This is a genomic window from Georgenia ruanii (assembly GCF_009193175.1).
Lineage (GTDB): Bacteria > Actinomycetota > Actinomycetes > Actinomycetales > Actinomycetaceae > Georgenia > Georgenia ruanii.
Genome location: NZ_VUKE01000001.1, coordinates 559,730 through 576,071 on the forward strand (window position 1 = coordinate 559,730; position 16,342 = coordinate 576,071).

Annotated in this window: 15 protein-coding genes and 1 tRNA gene; 6 read left to right on the top strand and 10 right to left on the bottom strand. The window is 75.3% G+C overall.

What is annotated here, in order from left to right; genetic code table 11:
• The first annotated feature begins 31 nt into the window (after nt 1–31).
• Entirely contained in the window at nt 32–1,252 is a 1,221-nt protein-coding gene (fdhA, locus tag GD880_RS02595) for a formaldehyde dehydrogenase, glutathione-independent (RefSeq protein ID WP_152230043.1), read from the top strand.
• A 101-nt stretch (nt 1,253–1,353) separates the two neighbouring features.
• On the opposite strand, the gene nrfD is transcribed toward fdhA, so the two are convergent.
• The 4 genes from nrfD to selD form a co-directional block, all read right to left on the bottom strand.
• Nucleotides 1,354–2,298, bottom strand: coding sequence for an NrfD/PsrC family molybdoenzyme membrane anchor subunit (nrfD, locus tag GD880_RS02600; protein WP_152230157.1), 945 nt, complete (start codon nt 2,296–2,298; stop codon nt 1,354–1,356).
• Between the two features lie 104 nt (nt 2,299–2,402).
• Nucleotides 2,403–3,410, bottom strand: a complete 1,008-nt coding sequence (locus tag GD880_RS02605; protein ID WP_193314321.1) for a 4Fe-4S dicluster domain-containing protein — start codon at nt 3,408–3,410, stop codon at nt 2,403–2,405.
• Nucleotides 3,403–6,681, bottom strand: a complete 3,279-nt coding sequence (gene fdh, locus GD880_RS02610) for a formate dehydrogenase (protein WP_193314322.1) — start codon at nt 6,679–6,681, stop codon at nt 3,403–3,405. The genes GD880_RS02605 and fdh overlap by 8 nt, the downstream gene beginning before the upstream one ends.
• A 55-nt stretch (nt 6,682–6,736) precedes the next feature.
• Nucleotides 6,737–7,729: a selenide, water dikinase SelD gene (gene selD, locus GD880_RS02620; RefSeq protein ID WP_226909317.1), complete on the bottom strand. Its 993-nt coding sequence runs from the start codon at nt 7,727–7,729 to the stop codon at nt 6,737–6,739.
• Nucleotides 7,730–7,902: 173 nt separating this feature from the next.
• Between selD and GD880_RS02625 the strand changes: the two genes are divergently transcribed.
• The 5 genes from GD880_RS02625 to GD880_RS02645 all read left to right on the top strand — a co-directional run bounded on the left by GD880_RS02625 (nt 7,903) and on the right by GD880_RS02645 (nt 12,492).
• A tRNA-Sec gene (locus GD880_RS02625) sits at nt 7,903–7,997 on the top strand.
• 19 nt (nt 7,998–8,016) lie between these two features.
• Nucleotides 8,017–9,378, top strand: a complete 1,362-nt coding sequence (selA, locus tag GD880_RS02630) for an L-seryl-tRNA(Sec) selenium transferase (protein WP_152230047.1) — start codon at nt 8,017–8,019, stop codon at nt 9,376–9,378.
• Nucleotides 9,378–11,138, top strand: a complete 1,761-nt coding sequence (gene selB, locus GD880_RS02635) for a selenocysteine-specific translation elongation factor (RefSeq protein WP_152230048.1) — start codon at nt 9,378–9,380, stop codon at nt 11,136–11,138. Before selA ends, selB begins: the two co-directional genes overlap by 1 nt.
• Nucleotides 11,139–11,148: 10 nt before the next feature.
• Nucleotides 11,149–11,928: an ROK family protein gene (locus GD880_RS02640; protein ID WP_226909318.1), complete on the top strand. Its 780-nt coding sequence runs from the start codon at nt 11,149–11,151 to the stop codon at nt 11,926–11,928.
• Nucleotides 11,929–12,000: 72 nt separating this feature from the next.
• On the top strand, nt 12,001–12,492 hold the full coding sequence (locus GD880_RS02645) for a hypothetical protein (RefSeq protein ID WP_152230049.1): 492 nt from the start codon (nt 12,001–12,003) through the stop codon (nt 12,490–12,492).
• On the opposite strand, the gene GD880_RS02650 is transcribed toward GD880_RS02645, so the two are convergent.
• The 6 genes from GD880_RS02650 to rpmJ form a co-directional block, all read right to left on the bottom strand.
• Entirely contained in the window at nt 12,425–13,270 is an 846-nt protein-coding gene (locus GD880_RS02650) for an alpha/beta fold hydrolase (protein WP_152230050.1), read from the bottom strand. The genes GD880_RS02645 and GD880_RS02650 overlap by 68 nt on opposite strands.
• 91 nt (nt 13,271–13,361) lie before the next feature.
• Nucleotides 13,362–13,994 (bottom strand): 50S ribosomal protein L17, encoded by a 633-nt coding sequence (gene rplQ / locus GD880_RS02655; RefSeq protein WP_152230051.1) that lies wholly within the window; start codon nt 13,992–13,994, stop codon nt 13,362–13,364.
• A gap of 33 nt (nt 13,995–14,027) precedes the next feature.
• Nucleotides 14,028–15,050 (bottom strand): DNA-directed RNA polymerase subunit alpha, encoded by a 1,023-nt coding sequence (locus GD880_RS02660; protein ID WP_152230052.1) that lies wholly within the window; start codon nt 15,048–15,050, stop codon nt 14,028–14,030.
• 169 nt (nt 15,051–15,219) lie between these two features.
• The gene (gene rpsK / locus GD880_RS02665) at nt 15,220–15,627 is read right to left on the bottom strand and encodes a 30S ribosomal protein S11 (RefSeq protein ID WP_123917129.1); all 408 of its coding nucleotides are present in this window, start codon (nt 15,625–15,627) and stop codon (nt 15,220–15,222) included.
• A 63-nt stretch (nt 15,628–15,690) separates the two neighbouring features.
• On the bottom strand, nt 15,691–16,071 hold the full coding sequence (gene rpsM / locus GD880_RS02670) for a 30S ribosomal protein S13 (RefSeq protein ID WP_152204781.1): 381 nt from the start codon (nt 16,069–16,071) through the stop codon (nt 15,691–15,693).
• 135 nt (nt 16,072–16,206) lie between these two features.
• On the bottom strand, nt 16,207–16,320 hold the full coding sequence (rpmJ, locus tag GD880_RS02675; protein WP_139073186.1) for a 50S ribosomal protein L36: 114 nt from the start codon (nt 16,318–16,320) through the stop codon (nt 16,207–16,209).
• Between the last annotated feature and the right edge of the window lie 22 nt (nt 16,321–16,342).

The following is a 16,342-nucleotide window of genomic DNA, read 5'->3' on the forward strand; positions in this document are numbered from 1 at the left end:
TACAACGACGTCCGACGAAAAGGAGGCCGCTGTGGGCGGCAACAAGGCAGTCAGCTACGCAGGACCCGGCAAGGTGGAGGTCATCGACACCGACTACCCGACGTTCGAGCTCAAGGACGGCCCCGGGGTCAACCCGGCGAATGTGGGCCGCAAGGTCAACCACGGCGTCATCCTCAAGGTGGTGGCCACGAACATCTGCGGCTCCGACCAGCACATGGTGCGCGGCCGGACGACGGCGCCCGAAGGCCTCGTCCTCGGCCACGAGATCACCGGCGAGGTGGTGGAGACCGGGCCGGACGTGGAGTTCATCAAGGAGGGCGACCTCTGCTCGGTCCCGTTCAACATCGCCTGCGGGCGGTGTCAGAACTGCAAGGAGGGCAAGACCGGCATCTGCCTCAACGTCAACCCCGACCGGCCGGGCTCGGCCTACGGGTACGTCGACATGGGCGGTTGGGTCGGCGGCCAGGCGCAGTACGTGCTCGTGCCCTACGCCGACTGGAACCTGCTGAAGTTCCCGGACAAGGACCAGGCCATGGAGAAGATCATGGACCTGACCATGCTCTCGGACATCTTCCCCACCGGCTACCACGGCGTGTTCACCGCCGGGGTGCGCACCGGCTCGACGGTCTACATCGCCGGCGCCGGCCCGGTGGGCCTGGCCGCCGCGACCGCGGCGCAGCTGCTCGGTGCCTCGGTGGTCATCGTCGGCGACCTCAACAAGGAGCGCCTGGCCCAGGCCCGCAGCTTCGGCTGCGAGACGGTCGACGTCTCCGAGGGCGACCCGAAGGACCAGATCGAGCAGATCCTCGGGGTGCCCGAGGTGGACTGCGGCGTCGACGCGGTCGGCTTCGAGGCGCACGGCCAGGGCAAGGAGGCCGCCGAGGAGAAGCCGGCGACCGTGCTCAACACCGTCATGGACATCACCAAGGCGGGCGGGGCGCTGGGCATCCCGGGCCTGTACGTCACCGGTGACCCTGGCGCGAAGGACGAGGCCGCCAAGGTCGGGTCCCTCTCGATCCGTATCGGGCTCGGCTGGGCGAAGTCCCACTCCTTCACCACCGGCCAGTGCCCGGTCATGCGGTACCACCGGCAGCTGATGAACGCGATCCTGCACGACAAGACGCAGATCGCGAAGAACGTCAACGCCACGGCCATCTCGATCGACCAGGCGCCGCAGGGGTACAAGGACTTCGACTCCGGCGTCGCCAAGAAGTTCGTGCTCAACCCGAACGAGATGATCAAGGTCGGCTGACACCCGGCCGGCGCCCAGGGCCCCGGCGCGGCGGTGACCCGCCGGCCGGGGCCCTTCCTCGCGTCACGCCTCGGGAGTACCTCGGCGCGCAGCGGCTCGTGTCACGCCTCGGCGCGCACCGGCTCGCCGCGGTCCACCCGCTCGCGCTGGGGGACCACGGTGTAGCGGGGGTCGCGCGCCGACTGCTGGCCGGCCTCGAAGACTCCCAGCCGGGTGCACAACGACCCGGCGAGCAGCGCGACGCCGGAGGCCACCGCCGCCACGCGGCTGCGGCCGGCGAGCAGTGAGCCCGCCGCCCCGCCGAGGGTGAGCACCCGTGCCGCGCGCATGAGCCGGCCCGCCTTGCCCTGGTGCAGCGGCTCGGCGGTGATCCCCATCGACCGCTCCATCTGCCGCTCGGCGAGCTGCTCGACGAGCGCCCCGCCGAGCGCGAGGCGCCGGGCCGGCCCGGCCTGGGCGACCGGCGCGCTGACCATGCCGAGGCCGCCGGCCGCCGCGGCGGCCGAGGCGGTGAAGACGAACGGCAGCTCCCGGTAGGCCTCGTGCCACGACGGCGTGGCCGTGTCGGCCAGCAGCACCGCCGTGTACGCGGCCACGGGCGGCGCCGTCACGGCCGCGACGAGCCCGGCCGGGCGCCCGAGGGCGGCGAGCAGGCGCACCGGCCCCCGGCGCCAGCGGGCGGGGAGCAGGGCGGTGGCCTCGGCGGCGGCGGCGGTGCCGGCGAAGGGCCCGTAGGCCATGAGGATCCACGTGCCCACGGACATCGGCGAGGTCAGCTTCGCGGTGCGCAGCATGTTGAGGAACCGGGCCGGCCGGCCCAGGTCGTGCACGAGGGCCGCGAAGCTGAACCCCAGGGCGCCGAGGGCGCCGAGGCGGGCCGACCGGCGCAGGGCGGGCCGCCCGGTCAGGTCCGCCCCGGCAGCCAGCAGCGAGGAGCCGGCCGCGAGCCCGCCGGCGAACATGTACGCCGGGATGTCGATCTCCCACGGCGACGGCTTGACCACCGGCCGGCCGTAGTAGGAGGTGAACTCCGCCGGCGGCACCATCGCCCGCTCGCCGCCCGGGCCCGCGCCGCCGCGCCCGCGCCGCTGCCCCGCGCCGGCCCACCCGCCCTGCCGGAGGCCGTCGGGCCCCGGCGCGGCGCCCGCGCTCACCGCTTCCCCAGGAACGCGGCGGCCGCGCCGACCAGGAGCGCGGCGGCGGCCGCGGTGGCGCGGTTGAACATGTGCGGCAGGTCGCGGGTGGTCACCACCGGGTCCGGGGGCAGGCCGTAGACCTCGGGCTCGTCGAGCAGCAGGAAGAACGCCCCCGCCCCGCCCACGCCGTCGTGCGGGTCCTCCCCGTACAGCCGCGCCTCGGCCACGCCGGCCTCGTGGAGCCTCTCGACCCGGGCCTGGGCCCGCTCACGCAGCTCGTCGAGGTCGCCGAACTGGATGGAGTCCGTGGGGCAGGCCTTGGCGCAGGCCGGCTCCATCCCGGCGCCGAGGCGGTCGTAGCACAGCGTGCACTTCTGGGCGATGCCGACGTTCCGGGCGCCGGCGGGGCCCTTGCGCCGCTCGATGACGCCGTAGGGGCAGGCCGGCACGCAGTAGCCGCAGCCGTTGCAGATGTCGGGCTGGACGACGACGGTGCCGAACTCGGTGCGCAGCAGGGAGCCGGTCGGGCACACGTCCAGGCAGGCGGCGTGCGTGCAGTGCTTGCACACGTCGGAGGACATCAGCCACCGGAAGTCGGGCCGCTCGTCGTCGCCGACGCCCGCCTCCTCACCGCCGCCCTCCGCACCGGCCGCCCCGCCCTCGACGCCGGCAACGCCCGCCCCGGCGCTTCCCGCGCCCGCGCCCGCCTCGGCGGCCGCCCCGCCGGGCGGGCCGACCGTCGGCATGCCCAGGTCCACCCGGGCGCGCCCGCCGGCCGGCTGCTCGACGAAGGCGACGTGCCGCCAGGTGTTCGCGCCCAGCGCGCCGGTGTTGTCGTAGGACATGCCGAGCAGGTCGAAGCCCTCGTCGGGCACGAGGTTCCACTCCTTGCAGGCCACCTCGCAGGCCTTGCAGCCGATGCACACGCTGGTGTCGGTGAAGAAGCCCTTGCGCGGGGGCGGGTCGACGTATCCGGCCTCCGTGGCGGGGTCGATCGGCCCGAACAGGCTGTGCCTAGCCATCAGCGTCCTCCTGCGCCTCGGCGCCCCGGGCGGTGACGAAGGGGGCGTAGTGCTCCCCCGTCACCCCGGCGCGCCGGCGGTAGTCCTGCACGTAGGCCAGCAGCGCCGGGCCGGTGGGCCGCCGCCCGGGGCGCACGTCGCAGGTGCCGGCCTTGGTCTCCTGGATGAGCACGTTGGGGTCCAGGGTGATGCCGAACAGGTCGTTGGCCGAGTCGCCGCGGACGAGGCCGCTGCCGCCGAAGTGGTAGGGCAGCCAGACCTGGTGCACGGTGCGCCCCTCCACGCGCAGCGGCCGAAGCCGGTCGGTGACGAGCACCCGGCCCTCCACGGCGGCGCGGGCGGTGACGACGTGGCACCAGCCCAGGTGCTCGAGCCCGCGCTCGGCGGCCAGCTCCGGGGAGACCTCGACGAACATCTCCGGCTGCAGCTCGGACAGGTAGGGCAGGAACCGGCTCATCCCGCCGGCGGTGTGGTGCTCGGTCAGCCGGCTGGTGGTGAACACGAACGGGAAGACCTCGCTGCGCGCCAGCGGCGGGCTGGGGTTGAGCGGGTTGACCTCCCGGCGGTACTCGACGCGGGTCGGGTTGGCCTGCTGGCCGTACAGCGGGTTGGCGAAGGGGGACTCCACCGGCTCGTAGTGGGTGGGCAGCGGCCCGTCGACCAGGCCCTGCGGCACGAACAGCGAGCCCTTGCCGTCGCCCTGCATGATGAAGGCGTCGTCGCCGGCGAGGCCCTCGACCCCGGCGGCGTCCTCCGGCGGCCGGTAGGACGGCGCCTTCGTCGGCTCGAAGTCCGGCACGTCGTGCCCGGTCCACCGCCCGGCCCGCTCGTCCCACCACACGTAGGCCTTGCGCTCGCTCCACGGTCGCCCGTCGGGATCGGCCGAGGCGCGGTTGTACAGGATGCGGCGGTTGGCCGGCCACACCCAGCCCCACTCGGGGGCCACCCAGGACTGCTCCGCGCCGGGCTTGCGCCGGGCGGCCTGGTTGACGCCGTCGGCGAAGACGCCCGTGTAGATCCAGCAGCCCCCCACGGTGGACCCGTCGGCCCGCAGCTCGGTGTAGGACGACAACGGCCGGCGCGTGGCCGTCTCGTAGCCGTTGATCTCCATGAGCACGGCCTCGGCGCTGGGCTCCGCCGTCGGGCCGTGCGTGGGGTAGTCCCAGGCCAGGTCGAGGACGGGCCGGTCCTTGGATTCGGTGGACCCGGCGAGCCTCTCCCGCACGAGGCGGCCGAGGTGGAAGAAGAACCACAGCTCCGAGCGGCGGTCCCCGGTCGGCTCGACGGCCTTCTCGCGCCACTGCAGCATCCGCTGGGTCTGGGTGAACGTGCCCTCCTTCTCCACGTGGGAGGCGGCCGGCATGAGGAAGACCTCGGTGGCGCACTCCTCGGGGACGATCTCACCGGTGGCCACCTCCGGGGAGTCCTTCCAGAAGGTCGCGCTCTCGATCTCGTAGAGGTCGCGGACCACGAGCCAGTCGAGCTGCGCCATGCCCAGGCGCTGGGCCCGCCCGTGCGCCGACCCCACCGCGGGGTTCTGGCCGAGCAGGAAGTACCCCTTGACCTTGCCGTCGATCATGTCCATGACGGTCCGGTAGGTGCCGTGGTCGCCGGTCATGCGGGGCATGTAGTCGTAGCAGAAGTCGTTCTCCGGCGTCGCCGCCGCCCCCCAGTAGGCCTTGAGGAGGCTGACGGCGTAGCTGTCGGCATGGCTCCAGTACCCCTTGGCGCCGGGGTGCCGCACGCTGTCCACCCATGCCTGGAAGTCGGGGTGGTCCACGGCCTGAGGCATGGGCAGGTAGCCCGGCAGGAGGTTGAACAGCGTGGGGATGTCGGTGGAGCCCTGGATGCTCGCGTGCCCGCGCAGGGCCATGATCCCGCCGCCGGGCCGGCCCATGTTCCCCAGCAGCAGCTGGAGGATGGCGCCGGTGCGGATGTACTGCGCGCCCACGCTGTGCTGGGTCCATCCGACGCTGTAGACCAGCGCCGTCGTCCGCTCGCGCCCGGAGTTCTGCGCCCAGGCGCGGGCCACCTCGAGGAACTGCTCGCGCGGGACGCCGCAGGTCTCCTCGACGAGCTCCGCGGTGTAGCGGGCGAAGTGCCGCTTGAGGACCTGGTAGACGCACCGCGGGTGCTGGAGCGTCTCGTCGCGCGGCGGGTGGCCCTGCACCTGCACCCCGTGGGTCTCGTGCTGCATCGCGCTGGCCGTGGCGCGCTGGCGGGTGCTGCCCATCTCGTCCGGGGCGGCGTCCTCGTCCCCGGCGTACTGCCAGCTGCGCGTGTGGTAGGTGCGGGTGTCGGGGTCGAAGCCTGAGAAGAGCCCGTCGAGGTCCTCGGGGTCGGCGTACTCCTCGCTGAGGATGGTGGAGGCGTTGGTGTAGGCGAGGACGTACTCGCGGAAGTCCAGCTCGTTGCTCAGGACGTAGTTGATGATCGCCCCGAGGAACACGATGTCGGTGCCCACCCGCAGCGGCACGTAGGTGTCCGCCAGCGCGCTGGTCCGGGTGAAGCGCGGGTCGACGTGGATGACCTTCGCGCCCCGGGCCTTGGCCTCCATCACCCACTGGAAGCCCACGGGGTGGGCCTCGGCCATGTTCGAGCCCTGGATGACGATGCAGTCCGCGTTGGCGAGGTCCTGCTGGAAGCCGGTGGCGCCGCCGCGACCGAAGCTGGTCCCCAGACCGGGGACCGTGGCGGAGTGTCAAATACGCGCCTGGTTCTCGATCTGCAACGCGCCGAGCGCCGTGAAGAGCTTCTTGATGAGGTAGTTCTCCTCGTTGTCCAGCGTCGCCCCGCCCAGGCTGGCGAGGCCCAGGGTGCGGGCGACCCGCCGGCCCTGCTCGTCGTGCTCCTGCCAGGTCTCCTCCCGTGCCCGGACGACCCGCTCGGCGATCATGTCCATGGCGACGTCGAGGTCGAGGTCCTCCCACTCGGTGGCGTACGGGCGCCGGTAGCGCACCGTGCTCAGCCGGTTGGGGCCGGTGACGAGGCTCTTGCTCGCCGAGCCCTTGGGGCACAGCCGGCCGCGGGAGATCGGGCTGTCGGGGTCGCCCTCGATCTGGACGACCTGCTCGTCCTTGACGTAGACCTTCTGGCCGCAGCCGACGGCGCAGTACGGGCACACGCTGCGCGCGACGCGGTCGGCCGTGACCGTGCGGGCGGTGAGCTTCTCGGTGGCGCGGGAGCGGGCGGCGGGCCCGCGGCCGAGCGCGTCGGGGCCGGTCAGCTGGCGCACCACCGGCCAGCTGAGGAACACCTTCCGACCGTCCATGACCGATCTCCCTTCCTGCCGCGACCCTAGCGACCACCGCGGCGCCGCGCGCGCCTTAGCGCACCTCGATGGCGTGCTCGCGGGCGGGCACCAGCTCCCCGACCACCGGGTAGCCGGGGATCTCGCCGACGACGAGCAGCCCGCCCGAGGTCTGGGCGTCGGCGAGCAGGACCAGCTCGTCCTCGCTCACCGCCGAGCGCAGGTGCGGGCGGACCCAGTCGAGGTTGCGCCGGCTGCCACCGGGGACGAACCCGTCGGCGAGCGCCTGCCGGGCGCCGTCGACGTACGGGACGGCGGCGGCGTCGACGACGGCGCTCAGGCCGCTGGCGCGCACGAGCTTGTAGAGGTGGCCGAGCAGGCCGAAGCCGGTGACGTCGGTGGCGCAGCGGACGCCGAGGTCGAGCGCGGCGCGGGCGGCGTCGCGGTTGAGCGTGGTCATCTGGGCCACGGCCTCCTCGAAACGCTCGCCGGTGGCCTTGTGCCGGTTGTTGAGCACGCCCAGGCCCAGCGGCTTGGTCAGGGTGAGCGGGAGCCCGGCCTCGCCGGCGTCGTTGCGCAGCAGCCGGTCGGCGTCGGCCAGGCCGGTGACCGCCTGGCCGTACTTGGGCTCGGGGTCGTCGATGCTGTGCCCGCCGCCGAGGAAGGCGCCCGCGGCGGCGCACACGTCGGCGCCGCCGCGCAGCACCTCGCCGGCGACGTCGAAGGGGATCTTCTGGCGCGGCCAGGACAGCAGGTTCACGGCGACCAGCGGGGTGCCGCCCATGGCGTAGACGTCCGAGAGGGCGTTGGTGGCGGCGATGCGGCCCCAGTCGTAGGGGTCGTCGACGACCGGGGTGAAGAAGTCCGCGGTGGCGATCACGGCCCGGCCGCCGTCGATGCGCACGGCCGCGGCGTCGTCGCCGTTCTCCAGGCCCACGAGGAGGTCGGCGCCGGCCGGGACGGCGAGCCCGCCGAGCACCCGCTCGAGCTCGCCGGGCGGGACCTTGCAGGCACAGCCGCCCCCGGCGGCGTACTGCGTCAGGCGGAGGGGCCGTGTCAGCGTCGTCACCCGCGTCAGCCTAGGGACCCGCGCCGACGCCGGCCAGAGGGGCGGGCTTCCCGTCCCCCGGCGAGCACAGCTGCGCCCCGCGGGAACGCCAGCGCCCGGAGAGAAGACCAGCGCCCGGGAGAAGGAGCGCCCGGCGGGTCCTCCTCCGGCCGGAGGGCGGCTAGGGTGACGGCGGAGGCGTACCTCGTCTGGTGACGGGCGCGGTCCTCAAAACCGTTGTGGCCGAGCAGCTCGGCCAGGCGGGTTCGATTCCCGTCCGCCTCCGCCACTCTCGAGGAGGAGCGCGCGTGCCCGACCGTCCCGACCGCCGCCGCACCACGCCGCGCACCGACCGCGTGCTCGCCGACCCGCGGCTGCGCGCGGCCGCCGGCCGCCTGGGCGACCGGCTGGTCAAGGCCGCGGTCGCCGGCGCGCTGGCCCGGTGCCGGGCCGGCGAGGTGGACCCGGCCCGGGTGGCCGACGCCGCCGTCGCGGCGCTGCCGGCGGCGGCCACCTCGCTGCGCCGGGTGGTCAACGCCACCGGCGTCATCGTCCACACCAACCTCGGCCGGGCGCCCCTCTCCCCCGCCGCGGTGACGGCGCTGGAGGTCGCGGCCGGGGCCACCGACGTCGAGCTGGACCTGGCCACCGGCCGCCGCGGCCCGCGCGGGGCCGGGGCGCTGGCCGCGCTGCGGGCCGCCGTCCCGGCGGCCGGGGACGTCCACGTGGTCAACAACGGCGCCGCCGCCCTCGCCCTGGTCAGCCTCGCCCTCGCGGCGGGGCGCACCGTGCTGGTCGCCCGCGGGGAGATGGTCGAGATCGGCGACGGGTTCCGCATCCCCGAGCTGCTCGAGTCCGTGGGCGCGACGCTGCGCGAGGTCGGCACCACCAACCGGGTCCGCCTGGCGGACTACGCCGCGGCGATGGACGACTCGGTGGCCTTCGTGCTCAAGGTGCACCCGTCCAACTTCGTCGTCGAGGGGTTCACGGCGTCGGTGCCGGTCGACGAGCTGGCCACGTTGCCGGTGCCGGTGGTCGCCGACATCGGCTCGGGCCTGCTCGCCCCGCACCCTCGGCTGCCCGCCGAGCCCGACGCCGCCAGCACGCTGCGCGCCGGCGCCGCCCTCGTCACCGCCTCGGGCGACAAGCTGCTCGGCGGTCCGCAGTGCGGGCTGCTGCTGGGCCGGGCGGACCTCGTCCGCGACCTCCGCCGCCACCCGTTCGCCCGGGCGCTGCGGGTGGACAAGCTCACCCTGGCCGCGCTGGAGGCGACGCTGACCGGGCCGGTGCCGCCGGTCCGCGCGGCGTTGACGGCGGACCCGGCCGCGCTGCTCGGCCGCGCCGAGGCCCTGGCCGCCCGGCTGCGGCCGGTCGTGCCGGCCGCCGCGGTGCCCTCGACGGCGGCGGTGGGCGGCGGCGGGGCGCCCGGGGTGCCCCTCCCGAGCGCCGCCCTCGCCCTGCCGGCCGCGCTCGCCGCCCCGCTGCGCGCCGGCCCGGTGCCGGTGGTGGGGCACGTCGAGCGCGGCCGGCTGCTGCTCGACCTGGTGATGGTGGCGCCCGCCGACGACGCCGTCGTCGAGGCCGCCGTGCGGGCCGCGGCGGCGACAGCGCCCGAAGTCGCCGCGGCGGGCGCCGCGGCGGCGCCGGTCCCCGCGACCGAGCGGTCCTGATGCACGTCGTCGCCACCGCCGGGCACGTCGACCACGGCAAGTCCACCCTCGTGCGCGCCCTGACCGGCACCGACCCCGACCGGCTGGCTGAGGAGCGCCGCCGGGGCCTGACCATCGAGCTCGGCTTCGCCTGGACCGCCCTGCCCGGCGTCGGCGACGTCGCGTTCGTCGACGTGCCGGGACACGAGCGGTTCGTGCCCACCATGCTCGCCGGCATCGGGCCGGTGCCCGCGGTGCTGCTCGTCGTGGCCGCCGACGACCCGTGGATGCCGCAGGCCGCCGAGCACCTGGCCGCGCTCGACGCGCTCGGGGTGGCCCACGGCGTCGTCGCCGTCACCCGCGCGGACCTCGCCGACCCCGCCCCGGCCGTCGCCCGCGCCCGGGCCGAGCTGGAACCGACCTCCCTGGGCGGGGCCGCCGTCGTCCCGGTCAGCGCCGTGACCGGGCGGGGGCTCGAGGCGCTGCGCGCCGCGCTGCGCGAGATGCTGCTGGCCCTGCCGGCCCCGGACGCCGCCGGGGACGTGCGGCTGTGGGTGGATCGCCGCTTCAGCGTGCGCGGCGCCGGGACGGTGGTGACCGGGACCCTCGCGGCGGGCCGGGTGGCCGCCGGCGACCGGCTCGAGCACGCGGGCCGGCGGCTGCGGGTGCGCGCGGTGCAGTCCCTCGGCCGGGAGGTCGACGCCGCCGCGGCGGTGGCCCGGGTGGCGCTCAACCTCACCGGCGACGGCGTGGAGGAGGTCGGGCGCGGCAGCGTGCTGCTCACGCCCGGGGCCTGGCACCTGGGCGAGACGGTGGACGTGCGCCTGAGCGGCGCCGGCACGCCGCCCGAGCGGCCGCTGCTGCACGTGGGCGCGACGGCGGTGGGCGCCCACCACCGCCCGCTCGGCGACGGCCTGGCCCGGCTGCGCCTGGAGCGACCGCTGCCGCTGCGGGTGGGCGACCGGGCGATCCTGCGTGATTCCGGTTCCCGCGCGCTGTGGGGCGTGACCGTCCTCGACCCCGCGCCCCCGCCGCTGGGCCGGCGCGGTGACGCCGCCCGCCGCCGCGCGGCGCTGGCCGACGCCACCGGCGTCCCCGACCTCGCCGCCGAGCTGCGCCGGCGGCCGGTGGCCGACCTGGACCTGCTGGCCCGCCTGGGGGTGCCCGTCGCCGGGGCGGACCAGGTGGCGGTGCGGGCGGGGCGGTGGGCGTTGTCCCCGGAGCGGGCCGAGGCCGCCGCCGCCGCGGCCGCGCGCCTGGTGCGCGTCCACGACGCCGCCGAGCCGCTCAGCCCCGGCGTGCCGCCGGCCGCCCTGGCCGAGCGGCTCGGCCTGCCCGAGCCGCTGCTGCGGGCGGTGCTGCGCCCCCCGCTCGCCGTCGTCGCCGGGCGGGTCACCGCCCGCACCGCCCCGGCGCTGCCCGAGCCGCTGGAGCGGGCGCTCGCGGCCCTGACCGCCGACCTGGCGGCGGCCCCCTTCCTCGCCCCCACCGCCGACCGGCTGCGCGAGCTCGGCCTGGACGAGCCGGCCCTGGCGGCCGCCGCGCGGGCCGGGCGGGTGCTGCGCCCGGCGCCGGGCATCGTCCTGCCGCCCGGCGCGGCCGAGACGGCGGCCGCCTGGCTCGCCGAGCTCGCCCAGCCGTTCACCACCAGCGAGGCCCGGGTGCGCCTGGGCACCTCCCGGCGGGTGGTGCTGCCGCTGCTCGAGCACCTCGACCGCCGGGGCCTGACCCGGCGCCTGCCGGACGACCGGCGCACCGTCACGCCCCCGGCCGCCCGGTAGTCTCGCCGTCGTGGAGCCCGATGTCACGACCCTCGCCGTGGACTGCGGGGGCGGCGGCATCAAGGCCTCCGTCCTCGACGCCCAGGGCACGGTGCACGCCGCGCCGGTGCGCACCGCCACGCCCTACCCGCTGCCACCGACCCGGCTCGTGCGCACCATCGCCTCCCTGGCCGAGCAGCTGCCGCCGGCCGGCCGCGCCACCGTGGGCATGCCGGGCATGCTGCGCCACGGCGTCGTCGTCGCGACCCCGCACTACATCACCCGCTCCGGGCCCCGCACCCGGGTGCTGCCGGAGCTGGTGCTGCACTGGTCCGGCTTCGACATGCGCCGGGCCCTCCAGGACGCCCTCGGCGTGCCGGTCCTCGTCCTCAACGACGCGGAGGTGCACGGCGCCGGCGTCATCGCCGGCGCGGGCCTGGAGATGATCGTCACCCTCGGCACCGGGCTGGGCAACGCGGTCTTCGACGGCGGCGTGCTGGCCCCGCACGTCGAGCTCAGCCAGGGGCCGGTGCGCTGGGGCCTGACGTACGACGACTACATCGGCGAGCACGAGCGGCTGCGGCTCGGCGACGCGCACTGGTCCCGCCGCGTGCGCAAGGTCGTCGAGGCGCTGCGGCCGATGTACCTGTGGGACCGGCTCTACCTCGGCGGCGGGAACTCCCGGCGGATCGTCGCCCCCGTGGTCGAGCGCTTGGGCGACGACGTCGTCATCGTGCCCAACAGCGCCGGGATCGTCGGCGGGGTGCGGGCGTGGGACCTGCGCGGGCGCGGCCCCGTTTCGGAGGGCTGACGGCCGCCACGGACAGGTCGCGTCCCCGGCCCGGCGACACCACGATGGGCATCGGACCCCGAGGGAGGGGCGATGACCGAGCCGGTGCGGGTGGGGGACTGGGTGCGCGTCGAGCGGACCCTGTACACCGACGAGCAGCGTCTGCACGGCCAGGAGGGCCGGATCGTGCGCGTCGTCGCGGGCGACTACCCCTTCACCGTGGAGCTGCCGGACGGGCGGCACGTGGCGCTGCGGGCCTCCGAGGCCGTGCTGGTGCGCCGCGGCGGCGGGACCGAGCCGGGCCGCGCCCGGCCCGTCCGGCGGCGCGGCGTGCCGCCGGACGCGGGGCTGCAGCCCCTCGCGGACGCCGCCACCGCCTACGTCGTCGTGCAGCAGGCGCTCGACGCGGCCGAGCGCACCTGGCGCAGCCTCGTCAAGGAGGCCGCCGGCCGGGGCTACCCGGCCGAGGACATCGCCGCCGCGGCGGGGGTCACCCCCGCCCGGGTGGAGCGGATCCTCAACGACCAGGCGGCCGCGGCGCCGCGGCGCCGCGGGCCGCGCCCGGCCGGCGGCGCGCCGGGCTGACCGGTCGGACCGGCCCGGGAGCGCGGGCGGGCGCGGGCAGGGCCGCCCCCGGCCCGGCGGTGGGGGTCGGCCGGGCGCCGACGGTGTCCACCAGCTCCAGCAGCACCCGGTTGAACGCCACCGGCCGCACCAGGGAGACGAGGTGGCTCGCGCCCGGGACGACGACGAGCCGGCCGGCGGCGCACTGGCGCAGGAAGCGCCGCTCCTGGGTGCGGAAGTGGTCCCAGCGGCCGTTGACGAGCCAGACCGGCACCGCGACGGCGCGCAGGTCCGCGAGCGGGTCGATGTGCGCCAGCCCCGCGAGCACGGCGTCCATGACCCCCACGCTCATCCCGCCGGCGTTGACGTCGGCGAGGGCCTGGGCGGGCAGCGCCCGGCGCGCCAGCACCTCGCCGAGCCGGGCGCCGCCGTCGGGCAGCCGGGCGATGGCGCCGGCCAGGCGCCGGTAGGCCCACAGCGGCGGCCCGGCCGGCCGGGTGCAGCACGAGGCCGCCAGCACCGCGGCGGGACGACCGGTCCGGGCCGCCCAGTGCAGGGCGAGGTAGCCGCCCATCGACAGGCCCACGACGACGACGGGGCCTCCCACGGCGCCGGCCGCGTCGTCGAGGGTGGCCAGCGCCCGCTCCACCGTGAAGGCCTCCCCCGCCCGCGCGCCGTGGCCCGGCAGGTCGGGCGCCAGCGCCGGGACGCCCGCGGCGCGCAGCGCCCGCAGCTGGGCGCGCCACATCGTGGCCGAGGCCCGGACTCCGTGGACGAGCAGCACCGTTGGGGTCGTCACGGCGTCAGGGTCGCACGCGCGGCCGGCCGCGCAGACGCGAACGAGGCCTGGTCCAGACGGTGTCTGGGCCAGGCCTCGTCGGTGGGGGCCGTCAGGCGCGGCGGTCCTCCGGGCCCTCGGACGAGCCGGCCTGGGCGTCCGTGGCCTGGGCGTCCTCGGCGGCCGCGGACTGCTCCGCGGCGGCCTGCTCGGCCTGCTCCGTCTCGGTGCCCTCGGCGGCCGGGGCCTCGACGGTCGCGGCCTCGACGGCCTCGGCGACCTCGGGGGCCTCGGTGACCTCCGCCGGCTCCGCGGCGGGGGCGGCCTGGGCGGCGGCGCGCTCGGCCGCCTTCTCGGCCTCGCGCACGGTGGCCTGCTTGGGGCTCACCGCCTCGAGCACGAGCTCGATGACCGCCATGGGGGCGTTGTCGCCCTTGCGGGGGCCGATCTTGGTGATGCGGGTGTAGCCGCCGTTGCGCTCGGCGAACTGGGGCGCGGTCTGCTCGAAGAGCTCGGCGACGACGTCCTTGCGGCGCACGGTGGTCAGCACCTTGCGGCGCGAGGCCAGGTCACCGCGCTTGGCCAGCGTGATGAGCTTCTCGGCCACCGGGCGCAGCCGCTTGGCGCGGTGCTCGGTGGTGGTGATCTTCTTGTGCTCGAAGAGCGCGGTGGCCAGGTTGGCCAGCATGAGCCGCTCGTGCGCAGCGCTGCCACCCAGACGGGGTCCCTTGGACGGGGTAGGCATGGTGTCTCCTAGTAGATGTGTCGGGTGAGCAGGTCAGCTGGACTGCTCGTCGCTGAACTGGATGTCGCCGTAGGCGTCCTCGTCCTCGTCCCCGGCGTGCGCCGCGAGGTCGAAGTCGGCGGGGCTGTCCTTGAGGCTGAGCCCCAGGCCGGCCAGCTTCTCCTTGATCTCCCCGATCGACTTGGCACCGAAGTTACGGATGTCGAGGAGGTCGGCCTCGCTGCGGGCGACGAGCTCGCCCACCGTGTGGATGCCCTCGCGCTTGAGGCAGTTGTACGAGCGCGACAGCAGCCCGAGGTCCTCGATCGGCAACGCGAGGTCCTGGGCGAGGGCGGCGTCCGTCGGCGAGGGGCCGATCTCGATGCCCTCGGCCTCGATGTTGAGCTCGCGGGCCAGGCCGAAGAGCTCGACGAGGGTCTTGCCGGCCGACGCCAGCGCGTCGCGCGGGCTGATGGCGTTCTTCGTCTCGACGTCGACGATGAGCTTGTCGAAGTCGGTGCGCTGCTCGACGCGGGTGGCCTCGACCTTGTAGGTGACCTTGAGCACCGGGGAGTAGATCGAGTCGACCGGGATGCGGCCGATCTCGGCGTCGGCGCTCTTGTTCTGCACGGCCGAGACGTACCCGCGGCCACGCTCGACGGTCAGCTCGATCTCGAGCTTGCCCTTGGCGTTGATCGTGGCGATGTGCAGGTCGGGGTTGTGCACCTCGACGCCGGCCGGCGGGGTGATGTCACCGGCGGTGACGACGCCCGGGCCCTGCTTGCGCAGGTACATCACGACGGGCTCGTCGTTCTCCGAGGAGACGACGATGTTCTTGATGTTGAGGATGATCTCGGTGACGTCTTCCTTGACACCGGGCACGGTGGAGAACTCGTGGAGGACGCCGTCGATGCGGATGGACGTGACCGCTGCTCCGGGGATCGAGGAGAGCAGGGTCCGGCGCAGGGAGTTGCCGAGGGTGTAGCCGAAGCCGGGCTCGAGCGGCTCGATGACGAACCGGGAGCGGTAGTCGGTGACGACCTCTTCGGTGAGCGCGGGGCGCTGTGCGATGAGCACTGGGGTTCCTTTCAGCCGGCGTCCGCCATATGACGCCGTGCGAGGACCTGCCGGTCATCGGTCCGTCCGGCAGGGGCGGTGCGGGGGCACCTGCGTCGCGCGGCATGAGCCGCGCGACGCCCGGCCGGGGCGTGCGGCGGGCGCACGCCCCGGCCGGGCGCTGGAGAACTCAGACGCGGCGGCGCTTCGGCGGGCGGCAGCCGTTGTGCGCCTGGGGCGTCACGTCCTGGATGGAGCCGACCTCGAGGCCGGTGGCCTGGAGGGAGCGGATCGCGGTCTCGCGGCCCGAGCCCGGGCCCTTGACGAAGACGTCGACCTTCTTCATGCCGTGCTCCTGGGCGCGGCGCGCCGCGGCCTCGGCCGCGAGCTGGGCGGCGAAGGGCGTCGACTTGCGCGAGCCCTTGAAGCCGACCTGGCCGGAGGACGCCCAGGCGATGACGGCGCCGGTCGGGTCCGTGATGGACACGATGGTGTTGTTGAAGGTGCTCTTGATGTAGGCGTGGCCGTGGGAGACGTTCTTCCGCTCCTTGCGGCGCGGCTTGCGGGCCGCGGTCGCCGTACGAGTCTTGGGAGGCATAAGGGGTTTCTTCTCCTGATGAGGTCGTCGGACCGGTCCTGCGCCGGAGCGCGGGACGGGCTACTACTTCTTGCCGGCCTTCTTCTTGCCGGCCACGGTGCGCTTGGGGCCCTTGCGGGTACGCGCGTTGGTCTTGGTGCGCTGGCCGTGCACGGGCAGGCCACGGCGGTGGCGCAGGCCCTGGTAGCAGCCGATCTCCACCTTGCGGCGGATGTCCGCGGCGACCTCGCGGCGGAGGTCGCCCTCGACCTTGAAGTTGCCCTCGATGTAGTCGCGCAGCGCGACGAGGTCCGCGTCGGTCATGTCCTTGACGCGCAGGTCCGGGCTGATGCCGGTCGCCTTGAGCGTCTCGGCGGCGCGGGTGCGCCCGACGCCGTAGATGTAGGTGAGCGCAACCTCGAGCCGCTTCTCGCGGGGGAGGTCGACGCCAGAAAGACGTGCCAACTTTCACTCCTGTTGTGGGTCGGAGGTCTGTGCCCCACCCTCCCGCTGCTGCGGGCCCCGGCCTCCGAACCGAGGGTCGCACCCCTGGGGGCGCTGGTGGTGCGTGGTGCCGGAGTGACCGGCGGTGCGGGCCTCTCAGCCCTGGCGCTGCTTGTGGCGCACGTTGGTGCAGATCACCATGACGCGGCCGTGGCGACGAATGACCTTGCAGTTGTCGCAGATCCGCTTGACGCTCGGCTTGACCTTCATGTGGTTCCTCCGCCGCCGCGCA

Coding starts and splice junctions, on each gene's coding strand:
- nrfD (WP_152230157.1), bottom strand. CDS start 2,298: ATGGTGCCGCCGGCGGAGTTCACCTCCTACTACGGCCGGCCGGTGGTC.
- GD880_RS02605 (WP_193314321.1), bottom strand. CDS start 3,410: ATGGCTAGGCACAGCCTGTTCGGGCCGATCGACCCCGCCACGGAGGCC.
- selB (WP_152230048.1), top strand. CDS start 9,378: ATGCACGTCGTCGCCACCGCCGGGCACGTCGACCACGGCAAGTCCACC.
- GD880_RS02645 (WP_152230049.1), top strand. CDS start 12,001: ATGACCGAGCCGGTGCGGGTGGGGGACTGGGTGCGCGTCGAGCGGACC.
- rplQ (WP_152230051.1), bottom strand. CDS start 13,994: ATGCCTACCCCGTCCAAGGGACCCCGTCTGGGTGGCAGCGCTGCGCAC.
- rpsK (WP_123917129.1), bottom strand. CDS start 15,627: ATGCCTCCCAAGACTCGTACGGCGACCGCGGCCCGCAAGCCGCGCCGC.
- rpmJ (WP_139073186.1), bottom strand. CDS start 16,320: ATGAAGGTCAAGCCGAGCGTCAAGCGGATCTGCGACAACTGCAAGGTC.